This window comes from Helicobacter trogontum (genome assembly GCF_000765905.2).
GTDB lineage: Bacteria > Campylobacterota > Campylobacteria > Campylobacterales > Helicobacteraceae > Helicobacter_A > Helicobacter_A trogontum.
Genome location: NZ_JRPL02000110.1, coordinates 1 through 476 on the forward strand (window position 1 = coordinate 1; position 476 = coordinate 476).

Genomic DNA, 476 nt, shown 5'->3' on the forward strand with positions numbered 1-476 from the left:
ATACCTCTACCAAGCCTAGAAATCTCGGCAGTGATTAAAATATCTCCTGATTGTAGTTTATTTTGTAATTCAGTAATTTTTCTTTTTTCCTGTGTTTTTGTGCTACTTACAACAACTTCTAGAATCTCATCGATATAAATATGATTCTTTATAGCATATTCTAATATGAGTGCTTTTTGACTTTGTGTATCTTGCTTATCGCTTGATACTCTTATATAAGCAATAGCCTTTCTATGTGTCATGTGATTATGTTCTTTCATATCCTAATCTCTTGTTATTTTCCTTAAAATCAAATAAAAACCTTAAATAATAATTTAACTTTATTTTATATCAAAAATAAATCGTATATTTTACCCTATATATAATCAAATTTAAACGAACGATTTTTTTATCGTTTAAACATCAGTCATAAGGAGTTATCATGAGCTTTAAATTCAAAAATATTGGATTTTGCTTTTTTATTTTCGGTCTTTTTC

General features: G+C 26.1%; 1 protein-coding gene. It reads right to left on the minus strand.

Features of this window, described 5'->3' with window-relative positions; genetic code table 11:
- Positions 1 to 260 (minus strand): recombinase family protein (locus LS81_RS11115; protein ID WP_237022249.1); only part of this gene is annotated, 260 nt, incomplete at its 3' end.
- Positions 261 to 476: the final 216 nt, after the last annotated feature.